This is a genomic window from Mesorhizobium sp. WSM4819 (assembly GCF_055811215.1).
This window is the reverse complement of the sequence record NZ_JBVVQO010000070.1, coordinates 1-5923: the sequence shown is the minus strand read 5'-3', so window position 1 is coordinate 5923 and position 5923 is coordinate 1. Positions and strand designations below refer to the sequence as shown.

The following is a 5923-nucleotide window of genomic DNA, read 5'->3' as shown; positions in this document are numbered from 1 at the left end:
GCAGGCGCGACGACCGGTTCCTGATCTCTACCTCAACCGCAGGCGCCCTCCCGCGCAGCGGGTTCGTTCTTCGGCCCGGTAGCTGTCGACTAGAGTAAGCACGCCCGGCCTCCCATTCGACATTATCAGGATTGGCTTACCGTCCATTTAGCAAGGCGTTAATACCTAAACATCAGTTTTGCTGCCGACCTCCCATTCTGGCCAGGGAAGCATGAAGAAGGCGACCATGGCCAGCAGGCACGCCGCGGCGATGAACGCGAAGACAGCAGCGAATGGATTGATGCTAAACGTGCTCGCGGTGGACGCCACCCATCCAGTTGCGCCCTGCATGATGGCAACGCCGAGGAATACAGCTGTGTTCAGAATTCCGAATGCTCGGCCGACGACCTGAGGATCATATGCACTCTTAGTGTCTGCGAACTGCAAGATCGTGAAGCCGGTGAGCGCCCCAAGCGCAACGCACATCGTAGCATCGACGATCCAGTTGGCGGAGATTGCAAGGATGAGGAAAATTCCGGCGGAAGTGGCCATGCTCGCGCAGATCAGGTATCGCCGTGAGCGTCCTTTCGCCCGCAACCAGACCGAATAGCGGTGGGCCAACCAAGGTCGCGACCGATGAGGCGAGAAGCACATTCCCGACGTCCGTCAGTGTGAAGCCGTGTCGCTCCATGAACAAGGGTGTCGCCCACAGGCCCCTCAGCGCGATGTAGGACGAATAGCCAACGAGCGCGAGCGCAACGATGCCCTTGGTCTGCCGTTTTTTCAGGATCGCAAGCGTCTCTCGAATTGCGCCTGCGATGTCGCCTGAGTTCTTGCCGTGATCATCCCGAACGAGGACCAGGATGCACACCAAGTTCGCCGCCGCCATCGCGCCCGTCACCACAAAAGCGCTGCGCCAGCCCCAATGTTCGACTACCCATGCCAGCGGCGTGCCAGTGGCCAGTAACCCAAGGCCGCTGAAGCTGAGAACCAAGCCCGATACTCGGGCAAAACTCTTTTCGGAAAAATGTTTGCTTACAAAGAACAGCGATCCCACAAAGGCTGGTGCGCAGCCGATGCCAATGAGCAACTGCCCCAGCATCAAAACCGGGAAGCCTGTTGCAATGAACGACAGGAGCGCTCCCGCTACTGCAAGGAGGAATGCCGAACCAACGGTCTTTCTCACGCCATAAAGGTCAAGCGCCAGGCCCATCGGGATCTGGGCGAGGGCAAAGGACAGATGGAAGGCGCCGGCGTAGATGCCGAGTTCTTCGGTCGAGAGTCCGAATTCACGTTGCAGTCCGGGGGCGACGATGGCCGCGATAGTACGAAACACCTGACTCATCGCGGCCACGCCGACAAGCGTCGCGAGCATGACTCCGGCCGCACCGGCCTTGTCTGCGTTGAATACTTTCAGCCTACCGCCCTCCTTCCGGCCAAGCCGCAATGCGATCGATAACCTGGTATCCCGTTGCACCTAGGGGCAAATCTCCCATGCGAACGCGGCCTCATCTGCCTACCTGTCCGCGACTCGAGCATCTCGACGTAGTGCGGATTGTACATGATACCCAATACGTTGCCGAACGGATCGACCACCGAGGCGGTGACGAAGCCGCTCTCGCGCTTGGTGATCGGATCGTACTCCGTGGCGCCCATGGCCTTGAGCCGAGCGAACGCCGCCTCGATGTCGTCGACGTGCCACAGCAGTATGGCACCGCCCGGACCGGGCTGCATCGCTGCTGGTGCGTAGCGGCGGTCGATGATGCCGAACTCGTCCTCGTCGTCGCCGATTCGGAACTCGACATAGGCGGGGTTTTCCGCGTCGGGCCGCTGGAAGTACGCCTCGACGCCGAACAGCTCCGCGTACCAGTCGCGCGCCGCGGCCACGTCGTCGGCCCAGAAGTTCACCGTGGTCATGCCACGCAAAAAGTGCTTGTTGCTCATTGTCGTAACCCTTTCCTTGATTGCGATCGGACGGCCAAATGATGCGCGATAGTGGTCCGCATCCGGCCCCGTCTGGCGCGAGTAGTCCTGGTTGAGCGGGTCGTTCCAGATGATGTGCCAGCCCCCGATGTCGGGATCGAAGATACGCAAGGTCGTGCCATACATGGTGGACGGCGCAGGGCGTCTGGGCCTGATCCAGATATCCTGAATTGCGCGACCTTCCAGCACCCAGCCGAAATGGATTTCTCCGGTTGATTCCTCGGTCGTGCCGTCATCGAGATGACGTATGGTGTCCATTCCCAGCTTCCGATCAGCCACCCGTACAGGTGCATGTCTTTCGCCCGGTCGGCTGGCGGAGCCTTGGATCCGAGAGCGGCGAGAAACGGCAATTCGTCATAGTCAAAGACCTTTTGTTCTTCAGCAATCGTGGGAGAAGTTTAGCACGGCCCTCCTGACAGGGAGCCGTCAGGAGATCGGGCCAAACGTCGGGCTGGGCACTTCAGCCGAACGGCGGCTAACCGCTGAACTCACCCTGATCGCAGACAGACGGCTCACGGGTCCCGAAGCAGCAGTTGCGGGCGGTGCGCTACACCGCAGCAGGGGATCCGAACCAAGCAGCGAGCGCGTCGGTGAGGCCCTTCTGGGTTTTGTCGCCAACCCAGGCAACATGCCCGTCGGGCCGGATCAATACGCAGTGGGAACGCTCACCGTCCCAAGAACCGGAAGCTCCCAAGGGCCCTCATACTTGGCGTCGATCACCTTGACCCTATTTGCCCACGGCGCGTTTTCGAGGCCGCCGGCCTGGCCCAGGTTGAGCAGCACCGGGCGGGCATCGTACAGCAGCGAAAAGAGCCTCACTGTTCCGTTGGCAGTGACGAGGTCAAGGTCGGGCATGCGGCGTCCGAGCAGTGGGTGCCCCGGTCCGAGGTCGTAATGAATGTCGAGGCCAGACATCATTGCCGCAAATCGCCGCCGAGGTTCATCCATGCCGAGCAACTCGGCCATGGTGTCTCGCAGTGCGTTGGTGCGCTCGTCCCCGCGGCGAAGCGCCACCGAGGCCATCGTGTGGCGCAACACGCGGGCCGCGACCGGGTGGCGCTCGGCGTGATAGCTGTCGAGGAGGCTTTCCGGCGACGTGCCCTTGACCACCTGGGCCAGTTTCCATCCGAGGTTGACCGCATCCTGCACGCCGGTCTGGAGGCCCTGCCCACCATCCGGGGGATGGATGTGGGCGGCGTCGCCGGCGAGCAGTACCCGTCGCTTGCGATAGGCTGCGGCCTGCCGGGCCGCATCGGTAAAGCGGGTGATCGAGGTGGGATTATGGATCCCGTAGTCAGTTCCGTAGACGGCTATGAGCGCCTCGCTGAGATCGCGGAGAGTGGGTTCCGCCGTCTGTCCGACCTGCCGCTCGGTCACCAGGACGCCGACCGGCCCCTCATCTGCATAGACTATCTGACCATCGCGGATCTCGTAATCCACCCTGCCGATAGAATGGATGCCGAGGGCATCCCGGCGGATACCCCATTCGGGCGGCGTCTCGGCAAGCTCGGCTTGCGCGATCAGATTGCTGGTGGTGGGCTCCGATCCAGGGAATTCGATGCCGGCCGCCTTGCGGACGAGGCTACGCCCTCCGTCGCACCCAACGAGATAGTCCGCTCGCAGCGATCGGCCGTCGCTGAGCGCCACATCGACACCGACGTCGTCCTGGGTGAAGCCGGTCACTTCAGTGCCGCGATAGATTGACACCGCCAGTTCGTCGACCCAGCCCGCGAGAATCCGCTCGATATGCTTCTGCCACAGCCCGAGACTGTAGGGGTGGCGCGTCGGAAAGCTGCTGATGTCGAACGTGACCCCGGCAAACCCGGTGACCTGCGCCTTCTGGCCCTCGGCGAGGAACCGGTCGGCGATGCCGCGCTGATCGAGAACCTCGATAGTGCGGGCGTGGAGACCACCGGCCCGCGAGCCCGGCAAATCCTGACTCGGGCGCCGCTCGACAATGGCCACATCGACGCCGGCCAGCGTCAACTCGCCCGCCAGCATCATCCCTGTCGGACCACCTCCGGCGATTATTACGGCATGCTGGGTCATCTTCGCTCCTGTGCTGGTGCTCCCGGTTCAAGCCGGCCTCAGCCAAGGTCCCGAACCTTACGGATTAAAACAGGGCTGCCCCAAATCAGGGGTATCGCACATCGTAGCAGCCCTTAGGTCCTTTCTGGGCGCGGAACTCTGGTCTGCTTCGGTCTCAACGCCGGCCTCGGTGACCGGAATGTCCGGTTGTCGAGATCTGCAGCCAGAAGCTGCCAGTCCGGTGTCGGCCCCTAGGCTGCCGAGCAGCAACGCGCCTCATCTCGATCATTTCGCCGGCCGTTGCCGCATCGCTTTGATCATACCGCAGTTCGCTCCCGCAAGGCGCGAGAGCAGCAAATGGTGACAAGCCGCAGCCGTGACGTTCTTCTTCGCGGGGCGGCCGCGAAGGACTGGCTGGCAAACCGCCGGCGACCTGTCACTGCTGCCGTGCGGCACAGCATGCTAGGAACCATTCTAAACGTCATGACGAGGATTCCGCCTTGCCCGCCGTTCCTGCCCGCATCCTGCCGACGATCGTCATCTCGCAGTTCGCCGCGACTTCGCTGTGGTTCGCCGGCAATGCGGTGATGCCCGACCTGCAGCGTAGCTCCGGCCTGCCGGCGTCCGCCGTCGGCGACATCACGATCGCCGTGCAGCTCGGCTTCATCGCCGGTACGCTGATCTTCGCCTGGCTAGCGATCGCCGACCGCTACTCGCCGCGCATCATCTTCTTCCTTTCCACGCTCGCCGGCGCGGCGGCAAATGCGGCGACGCTGGCGAGCGGCGGTGAGTTTCTGCCCCTGCTCGCGGCTCGGTTCGCAACCGGCTTCTTTCTCGCCGGCATGTATCCCGTAGGCATGAAGATCGCGTCGGGCTGGTACGACCGCGACCTCGGGCTCGCGCTCGGCTGGCTGGTCGGGGCGTTGGTGCTCGGAACGGCATTTCCCCATCTCATCCGCGGCCTGGGCGGCGATCTGCCTTGGCAGGGCGTGATCCTGTCGGTCTCGGCGGTATCGATCGCCGGCGGTCTGGCGATGCTCTTTCTCGTGCCGGACGGGCCGCAGCTCAGAGCGGTCGCGAAGTTTGACCCGGCCGCATTCGCGACGATCTTCCGCTCGGCCGATTTCCGGGCGTCGGCCCTCGGCTATTTCGGCCACATGTGGGAGCTCTACGCCTTCTACGCGTTCCTGCCGGTGCTGCTGGCGGCGCGACTTGGCAGCGACGGCGCGACGGTTTCGATGTGGAGCTTCGCGGCGATCGCCACCGGGTTTCTCGGCTGCATGGTCGGCGGCTACCTTTCGCGGGGGATCGGCAGCGCGCGCGTTGCCTATATGCAGTTGTCGGCGTCCGGCCTGTGCTGCCTCGTCTCACCGCTGGCGTTCCTGGCGCCCTTGCCGGTGTTCCTCGCCTTCCTGTTGTTCTGGGGCGTGGTCGTTGCCGGCGACTCGCCCCAATTCTCCACGCTCAACGCCCGTTTCGCCCCGCCGAGGCTCGTCGGCTCGGCGCTGACGATCGCCAATTGCATCGGCTTCTCAATCACGATCGTTTCGATCGCGCTGCTTGACTGGCTGATTGAAACCGCCGGACCGCAGTATGTTTTCGTGATGCTGGTGCCCGGGCCGGTGCTCGGGCTGGCGGCGTTAAGACGGCTGGCCGCGAAGCCGGCGTAAGGAACAGCCGTGGCGGCACTGTGCCGCCGCGGCCGGGGATGGTGATGAAGTGGACGCCGAGACCGAAGGACGACATGACCGAGTAGAGTTCATCGCCTGTGGCTGCGGGGTCAGTCCAGCGAACCAGCAGTCGCTGACCTTCATCCTATCTCCACTGCCGGCGAGCCGCGAGGTCTGCTGAGAGGTCGAAGAACGAACCCGCTGCGCGGGAGGGCGCCTGCGGTTGAGGTAGAGATCAGGAACCGGTCGTCGCGCCTGCATTG

General features: G+C 63.4%; 4 protein-coding genes and 1 pseudogene. 1 reads left to right on the top strand and 4 read right to left on the bottom strand.

The window, feature by feature from the left end; genetic code table 11:
* Nucleotides 1–165 precede the first annotated feature (165 nt).
* From AC0L18_RS32140 to AC0L18_RS32125, 4 genes and pseudogenes are all read right to left on the bottom strand, one after another.
* Nucleotides 166–426 (bottom strand): hypothetical protein, encoded by a 261-nt coding sequence (locus AC0L18_RS32140; protein WP_473495707.1) that lies wholly within the window; start codon nt 424–426, stop codon nt 166–168.
* Nucleotides 407–1354: an MFS transporter gene (locus tag AC0L18_RS32135; protein ID WP_473495706.1), complete on the bottom strand. Its 948-nt coding sequence runs from the start codon at nt 1352–1354 to the stop codon at nt 407–409. Before AC0L18_RS32135 ends, AC0L18_RS32140 begins: the two co-directional genes overlap by 20 nt.
* Before the next feature lie 38 nt (nt 1355–1392).
* Nucleotides 1393–2220 carry a VOC family protein gene (locus AC0L18_RS32130; protein WP_473495705.1) on the bottom strand — a complete coding sequence of 276 codons (828 nt, stop codon included), beginning with the start codon at nt 2218–2220 and terminating at the stop codon, nt 1393–1395.
* 289 nt (nt 2221–2509) lie between these two features.
* Nucleotides 2510–4011: pseudogene (locus tag AC0L18_RS32125) on the bottom strand (FAD-dependent monooxygenase).
* 479 nt (nt 4012–4490) lie between these two features.
* On the opposite strand from AC0L18_RS32125, the gene AC0L18_RS32120 reads away from it, so the two are divergent.
* The gene (locus AC0L18_RS32120; RefSeq protein ID WP_473495704.1) at nt 4491–5660 is read left to right on the top strand and encodes an MFS transporter; all 1170 of its coding nucleotides are present in this window, start codon (nt 4491–4493) and stop codon (nt 5658–5660) included.
* Nucleotides 5661–5923: the final 263 nt, after the last annotated feature.

Coding starts and splice junctions, on each gene's coding strand:
- AC0L18_RS32135 (WP_473495706.1), bottom strand. CDS start 1,354: ATGCTCGCGACGCTTGTCGGCGTGGCCGCGATGAGTCAGGTGTTTCGT.
- AC0L18_RS32130 (WP_473495705.1), bottom strand. CDS start 2,220: ATGGACACCATACGTCATCTCGATGACGGCACGACCGAGGAATCAACC.